This is a genomic window from Streptomyces sp. NPDC087310 (assembly GCF_044744405.1).
Lineage (GTDB): Bacteria > Actinomycetota > Actinomycetes > Streptomycetales > Streptomycetaceae > Streptomyces.
The window spans coordinates 960,400-978,139 of sequence record NZ_JBIUYF010000003.1; the positions used below are offsets into that span (position 1 = coordinate 960,400).

The 17,740-nt window shown below is 70.6% G+C and carries 17 protein-coding genes; 10 read left to right on the forward strand and 7 right to left on the reverse strand.

Translation table 11 applies throughout. The features are described from left to right. Window positions 1-41 precede the first annotated feature (41 nt). The 5 genes from ACIO3P_RS14745 (at window position 42) to folE (ending at window position 6,015) form a co-directional block, all read left to right on the forward strand. Window positions 42-1,169, forward strand: coding sequence for a zinc-dependent metalloprotease (locus ACIO3P_RS14745; protein ID WP_329822210.1), 1,128 nt, complete (start codon window positions 42-44; stop codon window positions 1,167-1,169). A gap of 187 nt (window positions 1,170-1,356) precedes the next feature. Then, on the forward strand, window positions 1,357-2,409 hold the full coding sequence (gene tilS / locus ACIO3P_RS14750) for a tRNA lysidine(34) synthetase TilS (RefSeq protein ID WP_401849488.1): 1,053 nt from the start codon (window positions 1,357-1,359) through the stop codon (window positions 2,407-2,409). A gap of 93 nt (window positions 2,410-2,502) precedes the next feature. Continuing rightward, the gene (gene hpt, locus ACIO3P_RS14755) at window positions 2,503-3,063 is read left to right on the forward strand and encodes a hypoxanthine phosphoribosyltransferase (protein WP_329822208.1); all 561 of its coding nucleotides are present in this window, start codon (window positions 2,503-2,505) and stop codon (window positions 3,061-3,063) included. Window positions 3,064-3,264: 201 nt separating this feature from the next. Then, the gene (ftsH, locus tag ACIO3P_RS14760) at window positions 3,265-5,292 is read left to right on the forward strand and encodes an ATP-dependent zinc metalloprotease FtsH (RefSeq protein WP_329822207.1); all 2,028 of its coding nucleotides are present in this window, start codon (window positions 3,265-3,267) and stop codon (window positions 5,290-5,292) included. A gap of 117 nt (window positions 5,293-5,409) precedes the next feature. Next, window positions 5,410-6,015, forward strand: a complete 606-nt coding sequence (folE, locus tag ACIO3P_RS14765; protein ID WP_329822206.1) for a GTP cyclohydrolase I FolE — start codon at window positions 5,410-5,412, stop codon at window positions 6,013-6,015. Window positions 6,016-6,073: 58 nt separating this feature from the next. On the opposite strand, the gene ACIO3P_RS14770 is transcribed toward folE, so the two are convergent. The 6 genes from ACIO3P_RS14770 to ACIO3P_RS14795 form a co-directional block, all read right to left on the reverse strand. Continuing rightward, window positions 6,074-6,571, reverse strand: a complete 498-nt coding sequence (locus ACIO3P_RS14770) for a DUF3180 domain-containing protein (RefSeq protein WP_401849490.1) — start codon at window positions 6,569-6,571, stop codon at window positions 6,074-6,076. Between the two features lie 49 nt (window positions 6,572-6,620). Then, entirely contained in the window at window positions 6,621-7,235 is a 615-nt protein-coding gene (folK, locus tag ACIO3P_RS14775; RefSeq protein WP_329822204.1) for a 2-amino-4-hydroxy-6-hydroxymethyldihydropteridine diphosphokinase, read from the reverse strand. Further along, entirely contained in the window at window positions 7,232-7,591 is a 360-nt protein-coding gene (folB, locus tag ACIO3P_RS14780; protein ID WP_329822203.1) for a dihydroneopterin aldolase, read from the reverse strand. Before folB ends, folK begins: the two co-directional genes overlap by 4 nt. A 193-nt stretch (window positions 7,592-7,784) precedes the next feature. Continuing rightward, window positions 7,785-8,273, reverse strand: a complete 489-nt coding sequence (locus tag ACIO3P_RS14785; RefSeq protein ID WP_401792028.1) for a nuclear transport factor 2 family protein — start codon at window positions 8,271-8,273, stop codon at window positions 7,785-7,787. An 8-nt stretch (window positions 8,274-8,281) separates the two neighbouring features. Then, complete coding sequence (gene folP / locus ACIO3P_RS14790; RefSeq protein WP_401849491.1) at window positions 8,282-9,184, reverse strand: dihydropteroate synthase; 903 nt, start codon at window positions 9,182-9,184, stop codon at window positions 8,282-8,284. A gap of 62 nt (window positions 9,185-9,246) precedes the next feature. After that, complete coding sequence (locus ACIO3P_RS14795; RefSeq protein ID WP_401849492.1) at window positions 9,247-11,160, reverse strand: phosphatidylglycerol lysyltransferase domain-containing protein; 1,914 nt, start codon at window positions 11,158-11,160, stop codon at window positions 9,247-9,249. A gap of 145 nt (window positions 11,161-11,305) precedes the next feature. On the opposite strand from ACIO3P_RS14795, the gene ACIO3P_RS14800 reads away from it, so the two are divergent. Continuing rightward, window positions 11,306-12,418, forward strand: coding sequence for an alpha/beta hydrolase-fold protein (locus ACIO3P_RS14800; RefSeq protein ID WP_329822200.1), 1,113 nt, complete (start codon window positions 11,306-11,308; stop codon window positions 12,416-12,418). Window positions 12,419-12,499: 81 nt separating this feature from the next. Here ACIO3P_RS14800 and ACIO3P_RS14805 read toward each other — a convergent pair whose 3' ends face one another. After that, window positions 12,500-13,687, reverse strand: a complete 1,188-nt coding sequence (locus tag ACIO3P_RS14805; RefSeq protein WP_401849494.1) for an ABC transporter ATP-binding protein — start codon at window positions 13,685-13,687, stop codon at window positions 12,500-12,502. Window positions 13,688-13,842: 155 nt separating this feature from the next. On the opposite strand from ACIO3P_RS14805, the gene ACIO3P_RS14810 reads away from it, so the two are divergent. The 4 genes from ACIO3P_RS14810 (at window position 13,843) to ACIO3P_RS14825 (ending at window position 17,701) form a co-directional block, all read left to right on the forward strand. Further along, entirely contained in the window at window positions 13,843-14,535 is a 693-nt protein-coding gene (locus ACIO3P_RS14810; RefSeq protein WP_329822198.1) for an ABC transporter permease, read from the forward strand. A 2-nt stretch (window positions 14,536-14,537) separates the two neighbouring features. Next, complete coding sequence (locus ACIO3P_RS14815; RefSeq protein ID WP_401849553.1) at window positions 14,538-15,302, forward strand: ABC transporter permease; 765 nt, start codon at window positions 14,538-14,540, stop codon at window positions 15,300-15,302. Between the two features lie 91 nt (window positions 15,303-15,393). Beyond that, entirely contained in the window at window positions 15,394-16,389 is a 996-nt protein-coding gene (locus ACIO3P_RS14820) for an ABC transporter substrate-binding protein (protein WP_401791957.1), read from the forward strand. Window positions 16,390-16,564: 175 nt separating this feature from the next. Continuing rightward, window positions 16,565-17,701, forward strand: coding sequence for a hypothetical protein (locus tag ACIO3P_RS14825; RefSeq protein ID WP_329822195.1), 1,137 nt, complete (start codon window positions 16,565-16,567; stop codon window positions 17,699-17,701). The last annotated feature ends 39 nt before the right edge of the window (window positions 17,702-17,740 follow it).

Genomic DNA, 17,740 nt, shown 5'->3' on the forward strand with positions numbered 1-17,740 from the left:
ACACCTCACCGCACCCCGGGCCGAGCACGTACGGTTGACGCATGACGAGCATCGGTGGTGCAGAGATGGTCGACTGGAACCTCGCGGTGGCGACCGCGACCCGCCTCGCGCGGCCGGGACCCGAGGTCACCCGCGACGAGGCGCGCGAGATCGTCGCCGAGCTGCGACGGCACGCCAAGGCGGCGGAGGAGCACGTCCGCGGCTACACGAGGATGATCCCCGAGGACCACGAGCCACCGGACACCCCGGTCCTGGTCGTCGACCGCGCCGGCTGGGTCAAGGCCAACGTGGCCGGCTTCCGCGAGCTGCTGAAGCCGCTGTTCGAGAAGATGCAGGAGCGCCGCCCGGGCGGCCCCGGCGGCGCCGTCATCGGCGCGGTCGGCGGCAAGGTCACCGGCGTCGAGGTGGGCATGCTGCTCTCCTTCATGTCCTCCCGGGTCCTCGGCCAGTACGAGACGTTCGCGCCCGCCACCCGCGATCTCCCGGCGGCCGCCGACGGCGGCCGGCTGCTGCTCGTCGCCCCCAACATCGTCCACGTCGAACGGGAACTGGACGTCGACCCGCACGACTTCAGGCTCTGGGTCGCGCTCCACGAGGAGACCCACCGCACGCAGTTCACCGGCGTGCCCTGGCTGCGCGACCACCTCCAGAGCGAGATCCAGTCGTTCCTCGACCAGACCGACGTCGACCCCATGACCGTCGTCGAGCGGCTGCGCGAGGCCGCCCAGTCCCTCGCGGGCGGACGCCCCGAGGGCGAGCGGGACGAAGAGGGCAGGAGCATCGTCGAGCTGGTGCAGACCCCGGAGCAGCGGGAGATCCTGGGCCGGCTCACCGCCGTGATGTCCCTCCTGGAGGGCCACGCCGACTTCGTGATGGACGGCGTCGGACCGCAGGTCGTGCCCTCCGTCGCCGAGATCCGCGAGAAGTTCCAGCAGCGCCGGGCCCGCGGCGCCAGCCGACTCGACCTCGCGCTGCGCAAGCTGCTCGGCCTCGACGCCAAGCTGCGCCAGTACCGCGACGGGGAGCGGTTCGTACGCGCCGTGGTCGACCAGGTCGGGATGGACGGCTTCAACCGCGTCTGGACCTCGCCGAACACCCTCCCCACCAAGGCGGAGATCGCCAAACCGGCGGATTGGGTCGCGCGGGTGCACCGTAAGGCGGATTCATGAGCCGAAGGTGACGTCTGGCAGGAGGACGCCTCAGGTATCACCCATCCGAGGGACCGTGGGTGAGGGATAGGCGTGCAATGCTCGGGTAATGGCTCGGTTCTGTCACCATCGACGCACTCTGAGTGACGCTCTCCGTCCTTACTCCGACCGAGGCACCCCCCAAATAACATCACGAAGGGCACCGGATATGGGTCCCCATCCTGCGGTCGCGGCGATACGCCTGGCGGTCCGCCGCGTACTCCACGAGGTCCTCACCGACCACGCCGACCTCCTCGCCACCACCCCGCACACCACCCCCGCCGCTCACACCCCCCTCCCCGCCGACGAGCCCCCGCTCGTCCTCGTCGCCTGCTCCGGCGGCGCCGACTCCATGGCGCTCGCCTCCGCCCTCGCCTTCGAGGCGCCAAAGCTCTCCGTACGGGCGGGCGCCGTCACCGTCGACCACGGCCTCCAGACAGGCTCCGACCTCCGCGCGGCCGAGGTCGTCGCCCGGCTCGGCGCCATGCGCCTCGACCCCGTCGAATCCGTCGCCGTCACCGTAGGGCGCGACGGCGGACCCGAGGCCGCCGCCAGGGACGCGCGCTACGCCGCCCTCGACGCCGCGGCCGAACGCCACCGCGCCGCCGCCGTCCTCCTCGGCCACACCCGCGACGACCAGGCGGAGACGGTCCTCCTCGGCCTCGCCCGGGGCTCCGGCACCCGCTCGCTGTCCGGCATGGCGGCCGTCTCGGGGGCGGCCGGACGCTACCGGCGGCCCTTCCTCCAGCTCGACCGGCAGACCGCCCGCAAGGCATGCCTCGTCCAGTGCATCCCCGTCTGGGACGACCCCCACAACACCGACCCCGCCTACACCCGCTCACGGCTGCGCCACGAAGGGCTGCCGGCCCTGGAGAAAGCTCTCGGCAAGGGCGTCGTCGAGGCCCTCGCCCGTACGGCACAGCTCTCCCGCGACGACGCCGACGCCCTGGACGCCTGGGCCGCCGACGCGGAGCCGACCGTACGGGACGAGTCGGGGCAACTCGCCTGCGTCCGGCTGTACGCGCTGCCGCCCGCAGTCCGCCGCAGGGTGCTGCGCCGGGCCGTCATCGCCGCGGGCGCCCCCGCCGGTTCGCTGTTCGCCCGTCACATCGAAGAGGTCGACCGCCTGATCACGGGCTGGCGCGGCCAGGGAGCCATCAATCTGCCCGGCCGCGTGGAGGCCAGGAGGCAGGGTGGCAGACTGGTCATCCGGCAGGGCTGAAGCGCTGATGCACTACGGCTGTGTCTCCCGGGCCGCCAGGACGTGTTCGAACAGTCCCGTCCGGCCCCGGACCGCTGGCCGACAACGAAAGTGATGCGGGTGGACGACAAGGACTTGGGCAACGACCTCCAGTCGGTGCTCATCACCAAGGAAGAGATCGACGCGAAGCTGGCCGAACTGGCCGCGAAGATCGACGCGGAGTACGCAGGCAAGGATCTGCTTCTCGTCGGTGTCCTCAAGGGCGCCGTGATGGTCATGGCGGACCTGGCGCGCGCCCTGTCCACCCCGGTGACGATGGACTGGATGGCCGTCTCCTCGTACGGGGCGGGCACCCAGTCCTCGGGCGTGGTCCGGATCCTCAAGGACCTGGACACGGACATCAAGGGCAAGCACGTCCTGATCGTCGAGGACATCATCGACTCGGGGCTGACGCTGTCGTGGCTGCTGTCCAACCTCGGTTCGCGGGAGCCGGCCTCGCTGGAGGTCTGCACCCTGCTCCGTAAGCCGGATGCCGCAAAGGTCGCGATCGACGTCAAATGGATCGGCTTCGACATTCCCAATGAGTTCGTCGTCGGATACGGGCTGGATTACGCGGAGAAGTACCGCAACATTCCCTTTGTCGGTACCCTCGCGCCCCATGTCTACGGGGGTTAGCCGAGGACCTGGTCCGGGGCGCCGCGCCCGCCGACGGGAACCTCAGCCCGGCTCGCGCCGTTGGAGCAGGGGAAGACGGGTTCGTCAGCCGTCCCGTGCGGTCGCGGGCCATGATGCTGGGGTACCTTCCCAGGAACAGTCTTTTCTCACAGCAGCATTTACCTACGGGCAGGAGGGACGGGGCGACTTCGCTCCGTATGGATGGACGTGAAGCGATACTTCCGTGGGCCGGTCATGTGGATCGTGCTGGCCGTCCTCGCCGTGGTCGTGTTGATGCAGGTCGTCGGCTCGTCGGGCGGCTACAAGACGGTGGACACCGGTGAGGTCGTCCAGGCGATCGACAAGAACCAGGCCGAGCAGGTCAAACTGACCACCGGCGATGACCAGATCATCAAGGTCGACCTCAAGGACGGCCTGAAGGTCAAGGGCAGCGACAAGATCCAGGCCAGCTACATCGGCACTCAGGGATCCTCGCTGGCCACAACGCTCCAAACGAAGTTCCAGAACGGTGACATCACCAAGGGCTATACGGTCTCGCCTTCGAAGCAGAGCCCGTTCCTCTCGGTGCTGTTCTCGCTGCTGCCCTTCGTACTGATCGTCGTGGTCTTCCTGTTCCTGATGAATCAGATGCAGGGCGGCGGATCCCGCGTCATGCAGTTCGGGAAGTCCAAGGCCAAGCTCATCACCAAGGACACCCCGAAGACGACCTTCGCCGATGTGGCGGGGTCCGACGAGGCCGTCGAGGAACTCCACGAGATCAAGGAATTCCTCCAGGAGCCGGCGAAGTTCCAGGCCGTCGGCGCCAAGATCCCGAAGGGTGTGCTGCTCTACGGCCCGCCCGGTACGGGCAAGACGCTGCTGGCCCGCGCCGTCGCGGGCGAGGCCGGGGTGCCGTTCTACTCGATCTCGGGCTCCGACTTCGTCGAGATGTTCGTCGGTGTCGGTGCCTCCCGGGTGCGTGACCTCTTCGAGCAGGCCAAGGCGAACGCCCCGGCGATCGTCTTCGTCGACGAGATCGACGCCGTCGGCCGGCACCGCGGCGCGGGCCTCGGCGGCGGACACGACGAGCGCGAGCAGACGCTGAACCAGCTCCTGGTGGAGATGGACGGCTTCGACGTGAAGGGCGGCGTCATCCTGATCGCCGCCACCAACCGGCCGGACATCCTCGACCCGGCGCTGCTGCGCCCGGGCCGGTTCGACCGGCAGATCGCCGTCGACCGTCCCGACATGCAGGGCCGTCTGGAGATCCTCAAGGTCCACCAGAAGGGCAAGCCGGTCGCCCCGGACGTCGATCTGGGCGCCGTCGCCCGTCGTACGCCCGGCTTCACCGGTGCCGACCTGGCGAACGTGCTGAACGAGGCCGCGCTCCTGACGGCGCGCGGCGACGGGAAGCTCGTCGACAACCACGCCCTGGACGAGGCGATCGACCGCGTCGTGGCGGGCCCGCAGAAGCGGACCCGGATCATGTCCGAGAAGGAAAAGAAGATCACCGCGTACCACGAGGGCGGTCACGCCCTGGTCGCCGCGGCGTCTCCGAACTCCGACCCGGTGCACAAGATCACGATCCTGTCCCGTGGCCGGGCCCTGGGGTACACCATGGTCCTGCCCGACGAGGACAAGTACTCGACCACGCGCAACGAGATGCTCGACCAGCTCGCCTACATGATGGGCGGACGCGCGGCGGAGGAACTGGTCTTCCACGACCCGACCACCGGCGCTGCCAACGACATCGAGAAGGCCACGGCCACGGCGCGGGCGATGGTCACGCAGTACGGCATGACCGAGCGGCTCGGAGCGATCAAGTTCGGTGGCGACAACACCGAACCGTTCCTCGGCCGGGAGATGGCGCACCAGCGTGACTACTCGGAAGAGGTCGCCGCGCTGGTCGACGAAGAGGTCAAGAAGCTCATCGAGACCGCGCACAACGAGGCGTGGGAGATCCTGGTCGAGAACCGTGACGTACTCGACAATCTGGTCCTGGCGCTCCTGGAGAAGGAGACGCTCAACAAGGAGCAGATCGCGGAGATCTTCTCGACCATCGTGAGGCGCCCGTCCCGTCCGGCGTGGACCGGCTCGTCGCGCCGTACCCCGTCGACGCGTCCGCCGGTTCTCTCGCCCAAGGAGCTGGCGCTGACCAACGGCGCCGCCGGTGCCAACGGGGGGCTCCCCTCCGTGACCTCCGGCGAGACGCCCACCGAGGCGGTTCCCGAGGACCGTCCGGAGAGCTGACAGCGGGCCGGGTCCCCTCCGAGGGCCCGGAATGGATGCCGCGTCCCCCAGGTTTTAGCCTGGGGGACGCGGCATTCGTATGCCCGCACACGAGAACGGCACAGGAACGAGGCACACATGACCGACCCGGTGACGCTGGACGGGGAGAGCCCGATCCGCGAATTCGACGAGAAGCGGGCCGAGAATGCCGTGCGCGAGCTGCTGATCGCGGTCGGGGAGGACCCGGACCGCGAGGGGCTGCGGGCGACGCCGGGCCGGGTGGCGCGCGCGTACAGGGAGATATTCGCCGGCCTGTGGCAGAACCCGGAGGACGTGCTGACCACGACGTTCGACCTGGGCCACGACGAAATGGTCATGGTGAAGGACATCGAGGTGACCTCGACCTGTGAACACCATCTGGTCCCGTTCGTCGGGGTCGCGCACGTCGGCTACATCCCCTCCACGGACGGAAAGATCACCGGGCTGTCGAAGCTGGCCCGCCTCGTGGACGTCTACGCCCGCCGGCCGCAGGTCCAGGAGCGGCTGACGACGCAGATCGCCGAGTCCGTGATGGAGATCCTGGAGCCGCGCGGGGTGATCGTGGTCATCGAGTGCGAGCACATGTGCATGTCGATGCGCGGGGTGCGGAAGCCCGGGGCGAAGACGATCACCTCGGCCGTACGCGGTCAGCTCCGCGATCCGGCGACCCGCGCCGAGGCGATGAGCCTGATCCTGTCCCGCTGAGCGCCGGCCCGGACCCGCGACGGGCCTGGCGCCTGCCCGGCCGGACAGGCGTCAGGCGTCAGGCGGCGGGGCCGGCCGGGGCTGCGCCGTTCTTGTTGTCGTTGCCGTCCTCGGGGAGCTTGCAGACCCGCTCCAGGAAGAACGCGGCGGCGATCACCGCGATGCCCGCCAGTACGGAGAAGCCCGCGTAGATGGCCTGGTCGCGGCGGGCGGGGATGTCGAGGGAGCCGAGCAGGAAGACGCCCGTACCGCCGTACACGCCGGAGACCAGGGCCGCGACCAGCGCGCTCGCCTGGCCGAAGACCACGGCACGCGCCGCCATCAGCGGATCCACGCCCTGTGCGCCGGGGCGGCGCTCACGCTGGGCCTTGAGCCGGGAGCGGAGGGAGAGGGCCGTCGCGGCGAGGACTGCGGCGATGGCGGCGAGCACGATGGGCGCCGCGAGCGGCACGCTCGGCAGGGTCCCGAACGAGTCCCACAGGCGGGCGGCGGCCCAGGAGAGCACACCTGCCACCACGAACAGGCCGGCGAGGACGCCGATCCGCAACTGCTTCACCGAGTAAGCCGCCCTTCGCCTCGCTGTACCGATCCGCAGAGCCTAACGACTATTCGGGCAGGCGCAGTTCCAGGTCGGACCGGGGCTGTACGCCGTCCTGGCCGACGTCCGTCAGCAGTTCGGCCACCGGGCCGACGCCCGGAACCTGGGCCTCCGGATCCACGTCGTGCCAGGGGGCGAGTACGAAGGCGCGCTGGTGGGCGCGGGGGTGCGGGAGGGTGAGCTGCGGATCGTCCGAGACGACGTCCGCGTACGCCAGGATGTCCACGTCGATCGTGCGCGGCCCCCAGCGCTCGTCACGGACCCGGTCGAAGGCTTCCTCGATGGCCTGGCCGCGCTCCAGCAGCGAGGACGGCGGCAGGGTCGTTTTGATGACCACGACCGCGTTGAAGTACGACGGCTGCGAGCCGGGGTCCACTCCCCAGGGCTCCGTCTCGTACACCGGGGAGACCGCTTTGACCCGGACGCCCGGGGTGTCCTCCAGGGCGTCGATGGCGCCCTGGATGGTCTCCAGCCGGTTCCCGAGATTGGAGCCGAGGGCGACCACGGCCCGCTGCGGGTTGGACAGCGTGCTGTCCGCGGCGTCGACCTGGGCGACCACGGAGGCGGGCACCGGCTGGACCGTGGGGTCGCTCTGCGGCCCGTTCGCTGAAAACAGACTCATACTCGGCTCCGGGTGATGGTGATGGTCACATCGTCAAAGGGCACGGTGATCGGGGCGTCCGGTTTGTGCACGACCACCTCGACCTCCTGGACACCGTCGTGTTTCAGGCAGCTTCGGGCGATGCGCTCCGCCAGCGTCTCGATCAGGTTGACGGGCTCGCCCTGGACGACCTCCACGACCTCTTCCGCCACGATGCCGTAATGGACGGTCTTCGCCAGGTCGTCGTCGGCCGCCGCGGGGCGGGTGTCGAGGCCGAGCACCAGATCCACGATGAAGGTCTGGCCCTCCTCGCGCTCCCGGGGGAAGACGCCGTGGTGCCCGCGGGCCTTGAGGCCGCGCAGCGCGACACGATCCACGCGAATCACTCCTGCTGTCGTTGGTCGTCGGGGCACACGGTCGCGAGCGCGGGCGGCTCGGTGCCCACATTTGAATCTACCCGCGAGCACCGACAGTGCTGTCCCGCGGGGGTGACGGACGGAGCGCCGTGCGACGGGCAGCCGCCCCTGCCCGCGGGTTCTTTTCGCCGATCCACAGGGACCGATTACCCACTCACGTGGGTGGCACCTCGTCCGTTTCCGTGTCTTCCTCGCCGGTTTCGGTCAGGACGGGGGAACCGTGGTGCGACCAGAGCTTCCACCCCTCCGGCGTACGCCGGAACACGTTCGTCGCGACGACGAGCTGCCCGACCAGCGGTCCCAGCTCCCCGCCCGACTCGGCGGGGCCGCCGCTGAGGATGTTCTCGGTGCAGGTCACCAGGGCGGTGTCGGCGCTGACGGAGACCTCGACATCGGTGAGGAAGAACTGGATGTACTCCGTGTGCGCCATGATCAGGGCGTACGAACGCAGCACCTCCCCGCGTCCGCTCAGCACCGGCCAGCCCGGGTGGACGCAGGAGACGCCGGAGTCCTCGCCGTCCAGCCAGAGCCCCGACAGGGCCTCCAGGTCGCCGTGCTCCATCGCCTCGTAGAACGTGGTGTTGGCCCGCTCGACCCGCTCGCCGTCCGTCAGCCCGCTGTCGTCCGGCGCGCCGCTCTCCATCCGGGCGGTCACCGCTCTCCCCCGGCCGGGCCATGGGCGCCTTCCACCGGGCCGCGGGCGCCCTCGACGGCGCGTGCCACCCGTACGGCGTCGGCCGTCGCCCGTACCTCGTGGACCCGGACCGCCCAGGCGCCCTGGTGGGCGGCGATCGCGGAGACCGCCGCGGTGGCCGCGTCGCGCTCACGGGCGGGCGGTGGGGAGCTCTCGCCGCCCGCGAGGACATGGCCGAGGAACCGCTTGCGGGAGGCGGCGACCAGCAGCGGCCGGCCCAGGGAGCGCAGCTCGGGGAGGTGGGCGAGGAGTTCCAGGTCGTGCTCGGCCTGCTTGGCGAAGCCGAGACCGGGGTCGATCACGAGGCGCTCGGGGGCGATGCCGCCGGCGATCACGGCGTCCATCCGGGCGCGCAGTTCCGCGACGACCTCGGCGACGACGTCCGTGTAGACCGCGCGGCTGTTCATGTCCTGGCTGAATCCGCGCCAGTGCATCACGACGAACGGCACCTCGGCGGCGGCCACGGCGGGCACCATCGCGGGGTCGGCGAGCCCGCCGCTGACATCGTTGACCAGGGCCGCGCCCGCGGCGACGGCCTGCTCGGCGACGGTGGCGCGCATGGTGTCGACGGAGACGGTGACGCCCTCGGAGGCCAGGCCGCGCACGACGGGGACGACGCGCCGCAGCTCCTCGTCCTCGTCGACCCGTGTGGCGCCGGGCCGGGTCGACTCGCCGCCGACGTCGACCAGATCGGCGCCCGCGCCGACGAGATCGAGGCCGCGTTTGACCGCGGCGGTGGTGTCGAACCAGCGACCGCCGTCGGAGAAGGAGTCGGGCGTCACATTGACGACCCCCATGACCGCACACCGGTCCCACCCCGGCAGCCCCAGAACCGTGCCCCGCCCGCGCAACGTACTCATATGCCCCACCCTAGGGCCTCTCGTTCGGATCTCGCCGGGCTCGCGGGCCTGGTGGGGGCGTCCTATGCCGTACGGACACCGGGGTCGGTCGGGGCGGTGGTGCGGGCGGCGTGGCCGTCGGTGCGGTCGTGGCGCCCGGGGCGGCCCAGGCGGCGCAGGGGGCGCGGTAGCGACAGGGTGACGAAGCCCTCCGCCTGCATCGCGGCGAAGCCGATCCGGGGCAGGTCGCCGGTGGAGCGGAAGACCACGTAACGCGGCTCCCAGCGGGGCTGGAACTTGGCGTTGAAGCGGTACAGCGACTCGATCTGGAACCAGCGGGAGAGGAACACCAGCACTCCGCGCCAGCCGCGCAGCACGGGGCCGGCGCCCAGCCGCTCGCCCCGGGCGAGCGCCGAGCGGAACATCGCGAAGTTGAGCGAGACACGCACCACCCCGAGCGCGGGCGCGGCGTGCAGCGCGGCGACGATCAGCAGCTCGTTCATGCCCGGGTCGGCGGAGCGGTCGCGGCGCATCAGGTCCAGGGACATCCCGTCCGTCCCCCACGGGACGAAGTGGAGGACGGCCTTCAGGTCGCCGTACGGGCCGGGCGGGCCCGGTTCGGCCTCGTCCGGTTTGTGCGCGGTGGCGATCACGGAATCACCGTCGGCGGGGTCGCCGATCCGGCCGAGCGCCATGGAGAAGCCGCGCTCCGTGTCCGTACCGCGCCAGTCGTCGGCGGCGTCGCGGATCCGGGCCAGCTCACCCTCGGAGAGGTCACGGACGCGCCGTACGCGGGTTTCGTAGCCGGCGCGCTCGATGCGCGTCACCATCTGGCGTACGTTGCGCATCGCGCGTCCGCGCAAGGAGAAATCCGGCACGTCCACCACCGCTTCGTCGCCCAGCTCCAGCGCGTCGAGCCCGGTCTCGCGGGTCCAGACCTCGCCGCCGGTCTCGCTGCACCCCATCACGGCCGGGGTCCAGGAGTGGGCCTTCGCCTCGTCCATGAAGCGTTCGATGGCGCCGGGCCACGCCTCCACGTCGCCGATGGGGTCGCCGCTGGCGAGCATCACCCCGGAGACGACGCGGTAGCAGACGGCCGCCTTGCCGCTGGGGGAGAAGACCACGCCCTTGTCGCGGCGGAGCGCGAAATGGCCCAGCGAGTCGCGGCCGCCGTGCCGGTCGAGCAGGGCGCGCAGCCGCCGCTCGTCGTCCTCGGTGAGCCGGGCGACCGGGTGCTCGGGGCGGAAGGCGAGGTAGATGGTGGTGAGGGCGGTGAGCAGGCCGAGCGAGCCGAGGGAGTAGCCGACGGTGCCGCTGACGATCCCCTTGTAGTCGATGGGGCCGTCGAAGCCGAACAGGCCGTACAGCACATGTTCGAGCCGTTCCGACAGGCTGGGGTTACCGATGGTCCGGTGCGGGTGGGCGCTGACGATGACCAGGCCGAGCCCGATGGATCCCGCGCCCATGAGGACGAAGTTCGCCAGCGCCCGCCAGCGGCTGCGCGGGTCGGGCAGGGCGGCGAACTCCCCGCGGTGGCGCACCAGCAGGGCGAGCAGGCCCAGCGAGAGCAGGGCGCCGATGACCGAGTGCCGGTAGGCGAACTGGGCCACGGTGCCCGCAGGCAGCAGGAACACGGCGGCCCGCCACGCGCGGCGCTTGCGCCGTTTGAGCCCGTGCGCGAGCAGCAGCAGGAGTACGCCGGCGCTCAGCGAGAGCGCGGCGGCGAAGGGGCCGAGCGCCCCCGGCAGTACCTCGGCGAAGGAGTGCATCCGGCTGTGGCGGAAGCGCGGGAAGACGCCCGCGGCGATGTCGACGAGACCGATGAGGGCGCAGGCCGTACCGACGAGGGAGGGGACGGACTCCGGGTGCGGACCGCGGAGCAGACGGCGGGCCAGGGACGGCGGCCGGTGCGGTGACCTGTTGGAGTACGTTCCGGGTGACTGTCGTGCACGATCCGGAACCGATCCCGATTTATCCCCATCTAGCGTCACAGACATCGCTTCCCGTGGCTCCGCGAGAGAGTGTGGGCCCGAGTCCGCTTCTTCTTCGCGGGCCGGACATTTTGCGCCCTCTAGGACGCGGCTTTCGGGGGGAGGGTTCCTCTGCATCCGGGAAAATCTCACGGAAGAAAGCTCGGTCGACATGGGTCTCACCAGCCGTAAAGTCCTGGCCTTGGCCGTCCTGCTGGCTGTCCTCCTGTTCGTCGCGACCATCTGGCTCTGGCCGCGGCTGTCGCGGCGTACGGCGCGGGCCGTGCTCGGCAGGATCGGACTCACGTTCGCCACCCAGGCGGCGATCTTCGCGGCGGTGGGCCTGGTGGCCAACCAGTACTTCCTCTTCTACGGCACCTGGGGCGACCTCTTCGGCCAGGAGCAGGAGCTGGGCTCCGTGGTCGGCCGGGCGGCGGACGGCACGCACATGGCGGTCATGGACACCCAGCGCACGGCAGTCCCCGGCGGGGGCCGGCCGGCGACGGCGGGACAGATCCAGAAGGTCGCCGTCGCGGGGACGACGTCCGGGATCGACTCCACGGCGTACGTCTATCTGCCGCCCGAGTACTTCCAGCCGCAGTTCGCCCGGCAGACCTTCCCGGCCGCCGTGGTGCTCACCGGCTACCCGGGGGTGGCCGAGAACCTGATCAAGGGCCTGAACTACCCGTCGACCGCCTGGCGGCTCGCCCGGCGCGGCGCGATGCAGCCGATGATCCTGGTGATGCTGCGGCCCACCGTGGCGCCGCCGCGCGACACCGAGTGCGTGGACGTCCCCGGCGGCCCGCAGACCGAGACCTTCCTCGGCAAGGACCTGCCCCGGGCCGTGTCGAAGACGTACCGCGTCAAGACCTCGCCCCGTAACTGGGGCATCATCGGCAACTCGACCGGCGGCTACTGCGCGCTGAAGATCGCCATGCACCACCCGGAGCAGTACTCGGTGGGCGCCGGGCTCTCCGCGTACTACAAGGCGGCGGAGGACCCGACGACCGGCGACCTCTTCCACGGCGACCAGAAGCTGCGCAACAGGGCCGACCTGCTGTGGAGCCTGGACCACGGGCGGCAGGGCGACTCGTCGCTGCTCGTCACCAGCTCCAGGAAGGGCGAGCGGAACCTCAAGTCCACCGAGCAGTTCATCCAGAAGGTCAAGGCGCCCTCGAAGGTGTCGTCGATCATCCTCAAGAGCGGCGCGCACAACTTCAACACCTGGCGCCGGGAGATCCCGCCGGCCCTGGAGTGGATGTCGAGCCGGCTCAGCGCGAACTGAGCCGGCTCCGTCCGGGGGCGCGCGGAACTCGGGCGCTCAAGGAGCTCAGGGCTCCCAGGGCTGCCAGGGAGCTCAGGACGCTCAGGGGGCGACGAGCTTGCTGACGGTCTCCAGTTCGACGTCCGTACGGGCGATGGCCTGCGCGTCCGCGTCGATCGACCGGCGCAGCGCCTCGTGCAGCCGCGCCGGGGTGAGGACCCCGAGGAACCGTCCGGTCTCCGCCCGGTCGATCACCGCTATCCAGCCCGCGTCGTGCTGGAGCATCGTGGCGAACGCCTGCTTGAGCGAGGCGCCGACCGGCAGCCACGCCTCCATGCGGCGCGCGTGCTCCCGTACGGTCCCCGAGGGCGTCCCGCCCGACGTGGCGGCCCGGTCGGCGGAGAGCCAGCCGTGCAGGTTGTCGTCGGAGTCCAGGACGACGGCCCAGCGCGCGCCCTCCTTGGTGAGCTTCGCCGCGGCGCGCGCGAGCGGGTCGTCGAGATGGACGACGGGCGGCTGTTCGAGGTCGCCCTCCTCGATGGGGGTGACGGAGAGCCGCTTCAGGCCGCGGTCCGCGCCGACGAAGTCCGCGACGTACGGGGTGGCCGGGGCGCCGAGCACCGCCGCCGGGGCGTCGAACTGCTCGATCCTGCCGTGTCCGTAGACGGCGATACGGTCGCCGAGCCGGACGGCCTCCTCGATGTCGTGCGTGACGAACAGCACGGTCTTGCGTACGGCCGCCTGGAGCCTGAGGAACTCGCTCTGGAGGTGGTCGCGCACGACCGGGTCGACCGCGCCGAACGGCTCGTCCATCAGCAGGACGGGCGGGTCGGCGGCGAGGGCGCGGGCCACCCCGACGCGCTGGCGCTGGCCGCCGGAGAGCTGCTCGGGGTAGCGGTCGCCGTAGACGGACGGGTCCAGGCCGACCAGATCGAGGAGTTGGGCGGCGCGCGCCCGGCCCTTCGCGCGCTGCCAGCCGAGGAGATGCGGGACGGTCGCGGTGTTCTCCAGGACCGTCTTGTGCGGGAAGAGGCCGACCTGCTGGATGACATAGCCGATACGGCGCCGGAGGCTGACCGGATCGATCGCGGATATGTCGTCCCCGTCGAGGAATATCCGCCCCTCCGACGGTTCGATGAGGCGGTTGACCATTTTCATGGTCGTGGTCTTGCCGCAGCCGGAAGGCCCGACGAGCGTGACCAGTTCGCCTTCGGAGACCTCGAAGGAGAGGTCGTCCACAGCGGTGGTGCCGTCCGGGTACCGCTTGGTGACATGCTCGAATCGGATCATGGTTCCCCATTGTGCGGCGCGTTGTGTGAAGGCAATGTTGCTGGAATGTGGCGGACTTCCGCGAATGTCAGAGGTCGGGGATAGGCTCGCCGGAGTGGGAGGTTGTGGAGGCCGACGCGGGTGTGCGCGGCGGCCGGACGGGGAGGCGGGGGTGGATGGGTACGCAAGGATGCCTGGCGGCGAACGACTGGATCTGCGGGGAATATCTTCGCTCCCGTAGCCAGGAGTTGATCGACGCCACGGTCCAGCACGTGTGGATCACGGTGGTCTCGGTCGCCATAGGACTGCTGGTCGCATTTCCGCTCGCGCTGCTCGCGCGGAGCAGGCCCGCATTCACCGCCCCCGTACTGGGCCTGACGACCCTGCTCTACACGATTCCCTCGCTCGCGATGTTCTCGCTGCTGCTGCCGGTCTTCGGGCTCTCCGCCGGTCTGGTGATCACGGGTCTCGTGCTCTATTCGCTGACCATTCTCGTACGGAACATCATGGCGGGACTGGCCTCGGTGCCGGAAGAGGCCAGGGAGGCCGCCCGCGGGATGGGGTACGGACCGGGGCGGCTGCTCTGGGAGGTCGAGCTCCCGCTCGCGCTGCCCGCGCTCATGGCCGGCCTGCGGATCGCCACGGTGTCGACGGTCGCGCTGACGACGGTCGGTTCGATCGTGGGGCGCGGCGGGCTCGGCAACCTCATCGACGACGCGTTGCAGAGCTTCTTCAAGGCGCAGGTGCTGACGGCGTCCGTGCTGTGCGTGCTGCTGGCCGTCGTGGCCGACCTGCTGCTGCTCGGGGTCCAGCGGGCGCTGACGCCCTGGACCCGCATACGGACGCGCGCGGCGAAGGCGGTGGGGTGACCATGGGTTTTCTCGGGGACGCGTGGAGCTGGCTGGCGACGGGGGCCAACTGGTCGGGCGACGGCGGGGTGTGGCAGCGGCTGGAGGAGCACGTCGTCGTCAGCGGGGTCTCGCTGGCGCTCGCCTGTGCGATGGCCCTGCCCCTGGCGCTCTTCCTGGGGCACCTCGGCAAGGGCGGCGCGCTCGCCATCAACATCTCCAACGTGGGGCGGGCGATCCCCGTCTTCGCCGTGCTCGCGCTCTTCATGGTCTCGCCGCTGCGCAACAGCGGGTCGGTGCCCACGATCATCGCGCTGGTGCTCTTCTCGGTGCCGCCGCTGCTCACCAACGCCTATGTGGGCATGCGCGAGGTGGACCCGGCGGTGGTGGAGGCGGCGCGGGGCATGGGGATGTCCGGGCGCCAGGTCTTCGTCCGCGTGGAGCTGCCCCTCGCCTACCCGATGATCATGACCGGGCTGCGGTCGGCCGCCGTCCAGGTGGTGGCCACCGCCACCATCGCGGCGATGGTGGGACAGGGCGGGCTCGGCCGGATCATCACCGCGGGGTTCAACACGTACGACACCGGGCAGGTGGTCGCGGGCGCGCTGCTCGTCGCGCTCCTGGCGCTGCTCGTCGAAGGCGCGCTGGTGGCGCTGGACCGGGTGATCGACCCGGCGCCGTCCCTCGCCGGGACCCCTGACGACGGCGGGGGTCCCGCCCGTACGAGCGGCCGTGCGACGACGGACGGCCGGGTGAAGACGAACGACCGGGTGAAGACCACCGTGTGACGACGACCGTGTGACGACCAACGACCGTGTGACGACGACCCGTGTGATCACGACTGGCGTGGCTTTTCTGCTTCTTTGGAGAGTGGACATCATGAGCAAGACCTCGCGTTTCGCGGGCGCGGTACTCGCGGTGGCGGCGCTGACCGCGTCGCTCGCCGCGTGCGGCGGCGACAGCCTGGAGAAGAACAAGAGCGGCGCGGACTCCGGATCCGGTTCCGGTTCGGCTGCCGGATCCGGCGAGAAGGGCTCCCTGGTCGTCGGCGCCGCCGCCTTCACGGAGTCCAAGGTGCTGGCGGAGCTGTACGCCCAGGTGCTGGGCGGCGCCGGCTACTCCACGTCCGTCACGACCGTGAAGAACCGTGAGCTGTACGAGCCGTCCCTGGAGAAGGGCGAGATCGACGTGGTGCCCGAGTACGCCGCGACGATCACCGAATTCCTCAACGCCAAGGTCAACGGGGCCAAGGCGGCGCAGGAGAAGCCCCTCGCCTCCAGCGACACCGCGGCGACGGTCGCCGAGCTGAAGAAGCTCGCCGAGCCGCGCGGGCTGAAGGTGCTGCCCGCCGGGCAGGCCGTCGACCAGAATGCCTTCGCCGTCAGCAAGGAATTCGCCGACAAGAACAAGCTCAAGACGCTTTCCGATCTTGGAAAATCCAAGATCAAAGTCAAGATCGCGGCGGGCGACGAGTGCGAGGTACGGCCCTTCTGCGCCCCCGGTCTCAAGAAGACCTACGGCATTGATGTAGCGGGCATCGACCCCAAGGGAGTCGGTACGCCGCAGTCCAAGCAGGCGGTCAAGGACGGCGTGGACCAGGTGGCCCTGAGCTCCACCACCGACGGCACGCTCGACAGTTACGGACTCGTGGTGCTGGAGGACGACAAGAAGCTCCAGAACGCGGACAACGTACTGCCGGTGGTCAATGCCAAGGACGCCGGTTCGCAGGAGATAGCCGATGCTCTCGGCAAGCTGACGGATGCCCTGACGACCGCCGATCTCGCACAGTTGAACCTCAAGGTCGACTCCGAGCGCGCCAAGCCCGAGGACGTGGCCAAGGAGTATCTGGAGTCCAAAGGTCTGGTCAAGAAGTAGCCGAAGCGCGCCGCGTGAACGGTAAGCGGGCGGTAAGTCGCGGCAGGCAAAACGGAGTTCTGTAGAGGAAACAGGAGACGAGAGGGAGGGGCGGGGGAGCGGAGTCGACAACAGGCCGGGAAAGATTGTCCGACCGGTGCCCCAATCGGCTTCCCCGCACGGTAAATTTCAGGCCATGCCACGTGGACGCCACCGCCATTCCCCACCCCTCCACAAGCTTCTGCCGCCGACGGCGGTCGCCGGAGCCGCGGTTCTCTGCGCTGCGGGCTCCTGGCTGTTCGCGGATCCTCTGGTGCTCCGTGGGCTGATCACGGCGGCGGCCGTCGCCGCGGTCAGCGGCGCCGTCTTCATGCGGAGCTGGGACCGGAACGCGGGCCGCCGTGTCGCCGAGCTGACGCGCGGCCGGGAGAGCGACCACTGGAAGACCGAGGAGCGCATAGCCGAACTGGAGGCGGACGTCGAGGAGTCGCGCGAACTGCGCGCCAAGCTGGACGCCAAACTGCGCTCCAAGCGGATCGAACTGGCGGGCCTGCGCGGCGAGCACGCCGCGCTGCTGCGCCGGTACGCCACGGCGGAGACCGAGCGGGCGACCGCGCTGGAGGGGCGGCGTCAGCTCGCCCTGGAGGCGGCGGCCGAGCCCAAGGCGCTGACGGCCGCGAGCGGCGGGCCGACCAAGGCCGCGTACGTCGGAGCGGCGCGCGCCCTGGACGAGCTGACGCGCAACGGCGTGACCCAGCAGGTGAAGCGGACCGTCGCGGCGGCCCGCGCCCGCGATCTGGCCGAGCGGGCCACGGAGGCGGAGGAGCCGCAGGGGAAGCACGCGGCGGCCGCCGGGGCGGAGCAGCACAGCCGCCCGGCGTCCGCCCTCTCCGCCTCCGCCACCCCGTCCGCGCCTCCCGTGCCGATCGCGTCCGCGATCGTCCCGTACTCCCCGATGGGCCGGCCCGGGCGCCGACCCGAGGGCGGCTTCGACTTCTTCGGCGCCCAGTGCGCCCACGTCCTGGAGGACCAGAACGGTTCCGAGGACGGGGCAGGGGACAGGGACAGGGACAGGGACGGGGACGGAGCTCAGGACCGGGCTCAGGACAGGGAGACACCGGCGGAACCGGCTCCGGCCGCCGCCGCGCCCGTACCCCTGGACCGGCTGGCGCGCGTGGCGCGCGAGGACCTGGCCGACGTGGTGGGCGAAGAGGCGCTCGCCGAGCGGCGCAGGGCCGAGGAGCGGGGGATCGGCCAGGTCATCGACCTGACCGCGCATGACGAGACGGAGCAGCTTCCTCTCGGTGAGCTGCGCGGCGCGATCAGCTCGTAGGCCCCGTACGCCTCGTAAGCCTCGTAGGGGGTAAGGCCG

Coding starts and splice junctions, on each gene's coding strand:
- ACIO3P_RS14800 (WP_329822200.1), top strand. CDS start 11,306: ATGGGTCTCACCAGCCGTAAAGTCCTGGCCTTGGCCGTCCTGCTGGCT.
- ACIO3P_RS14795 (WP_401849492.1), bottom strand. CDS start 11,160: ATGTCTGTGACGCTAGATGGGGATAAATCGGGATCGGTTCCGGATCGT.
- folE (WP_329822206.1), top strand. CDS start 5,410: ATGACCGACCCGGTGACGCTGGACGGGGAGAGCCCGATCCGCGAATTC.
- ftsH (WP_329822207.1), top strand. CDS start 3,265: ATGGACGTGAAGCGATACTTCCGTGGGCCGGTCATGTGGATCGTGCTG.
- ACIO3P_RS14810 (WP_329822198.1), top strand. CDS start 13,843: ATGGGTACGCAAGGATGCCTGGCGGCGAACGACTGGATCTGCGGGGAA.
- hpt (WP_329822208.1), top strand. CDS start 2,503: ATGCGGGTGGACGACAAGGACTTGGGCAACGACCTCCAGTCGGTGCTC.
- folP (WP_401849491.1), bottom strand. CDS start 9,184: ATGAGTACGTTGCGCGGGCGGGGCACGGTTCTGGGGCTGCCGGGGTGG.
- ACIO3P_RS14745 (WP_329822210.1), top strand. CDS start 42: ATGACGAGCATCGGTGGTGCAGAGATGGTCGACTGGAACCTCGCGGTG.
- ACIO3P_RS14805 (WP_401849494.1), bottom strand. CDS start 13,687: ATGATCCGATTCGAGCATGTCACCAAGCGGTACCCGGACGGCACCACC.
- ACIO3P_RS14825 (WP_329822195.1), top strand. CDS start 16,565: ATGCCACGTGGACGCCACCGCCATTCCCCACCCCTCCACAAGCTTCTG.
- tilS (WP_401849488.1), top strand. CDS start 1,357: ATGGGTCCCCATCCTGCGGTCGCGGCGATACGCCTGGCGGTCCGCCGC.
- ACIO3P_RS14785 (WP_401792028.1), bottom strand. CDS start 8,273: ATGGAGAGCGGCGCGCCGGACGACAGCGGGCTGACGGACGGCGAGCGG.
- ACIO3P_RS14815 (WP_401849553.1), top strand. CDS start 14,538: ATGGGTTTTCTCGGGGACGCGTGGAGCTGGCTGGCGACGGGGGCCAAC.
- folK (WP_329822204.1), bottom strand. CDS start 7,235: ATGAGTCTGTTTTCAGCGAACGGGCCGCAGAGCGACCCCACGGTCCAG.
- ACIO3P_RS14820 (WP_401791957.1), top strand. CDS start 15,394: ATGAGCAAGACCTCGCGTTTCGCGGGCGCGGTACTCGCGGTGGCGGCG.